We start from the raw sequence: 1721 nt of genomic DNA on the forward strand, positions 1-1721 counted from the left end.
GTCGGCTCCACCCGGACTGGGAGTACCTGGTCCACCGCAAGTTCTCCTCACTGTGGAGAGACCTGCCCGGCACCGTGATCGGCGCCGACATCGAGGAGTTCATCACCGCCGCACGCACCGTCGGCTACAGCGAACGGGTGGCCTCGGCGATGGCCTCGCAGGTGATGGCCCGGATCCTGTTCGCCACCGGCAAACGCCTGCACGAGGTCACCCACGACGACTTCGACGCCCTCACCGTCGCCGGAACCGCACGCCAGCAGGCCACCGGCCGCACCTGGAAGCACTACCGGGCGGCTGCGACCGCGACCAAGACCGTCCTGTACCACCACGGCATCCTGCCCGCCCTGCCCGAGCCGTGGCAGCAGCGCCTGCCGTTCGCCCGCCGCGTGGCCGGTGTGCCCGAGCCGATGCACTCGATCCTGGTGCGCTACCTGGAACGCAAGAGCGTGACCTGCAAGGCGACCACGGTCTCCTGCCTGGCGACCCGGCTGGCGCACTTCGGGACCGTGATCGCCGCGATTGCCCCGGACGCGACCCCCGCCATGCTGACCCGCACCGGGCACATCGAGCCGTGGATGCACGCCCTGACCCGTGCCGAGAACACCAAGTCCGGTGGGGTCCTCTCCCGCGCCGAGCAGGCCCGCCGGATCCTGGCCGTGGCGAACTTCCTGCGCGAGATCAGCGAGTGGGAGTGGCCCGAGGCCCCCGCACGCACCCTGATGTACTCCAGCGACAACCCCCGCCTGCCCCACCCGTTGCCGCGGTTCCTGCCCCCGGACGCCGACCGGCGCCTGAGTCAGGCGCTGCACGACTCCCCGAACCGCCTGCCCGCCGATGCCCTGCTGCTGCAGCGGGCCTGCGGGCTGCGCATCGGTGAGCTGCTCGATCTGGAGATGGACGCCGTCATCGACATCCCCGGCGCCGGGTCCTGGCTGAAAGTCCCGCTCGGCAAGCTCGACACCGAACGGATGGTCCCCATCGACCCCGACATCCTCACCCTGCTCGACCGGATCACCACCACCCGCAGCCCGGGCCGCCCGATCCGGCACCCCCGCACCGGCCGGCCCGCCGACTTCCTCTTTACCGCCCACGGACGGCGACTCGGACAGAACGGCCTGCGACGCGAGCTCGACCGCGCCGCCGGCGTCGCCGGCCTGCCGCACATCACCCCCCACCAGCTGCGGCACACCTACGCCACCGCCCTGATCAACGCCGGCGTCTCCCTGCAAGCCCTGATGGCCATCCTCGGCCACGTCTCCGCCGAGATGAGCCTGCGCTACGGCCGTCTCTTCGACACCACCATCCGCGACGAGTACGAACGAGCCCTCGACCTCGCCAAGACCCGGATCGGCTCCCTACCCCAGCCCACGGCGCCCAAACCTGGACAACCGCAACCCGATTGGCGCGCCACCGCGACCATCAAGACCGCCCTGGCCGGCGGGCACTGCCTGCGCGCCCCCGCCCAAGGACCCTGCGCCTACGCCAACATCTGTGAGCACTGCCCAAGCTTCCAACCCGACCCCGACGACATCCCCACCCTGACCCGGCAACGCGAGACCGCCACCGCCCTCGCCGACGACGCCACCACCCGCGGCTGGGACGCCGAGACCGAACGTCACCTGCGTCTCATCACCAGAATCAACACCCTCATCCAGCACGCCGCGACACGCCCACGAGCCATGTGACGCACACCTCGGAAGACCCCACCGCAGCCCCAAACC

General features: G+C 70.9%; 1 protein-coding gene. It reads left to right on the plus strand.

Features of this window, described 5'->3' with window-relative positions; all coding sequences use genetic code 11:
• On the plus strand, positions 1–1685 hold a 1685-nt coding region (locus Q0444_RS01415; protein ID WP_299020804.1), incomplete at its 5' end, for a tyrosine-type recombinase/integrase.
• Positions 1686–1721: the final 36 nt, after the last annotated feature.

It is taken from the genome of uncultured Dietzia sp. (assembly GCF_937873725.1).
In the GTDB taxonomy this organism is placed as follows: domain Bacteria; phylum Actinomycetota; class Actinomycetes; order Mycobacteriales; family Mycobacteriaceae; genus Dietzia.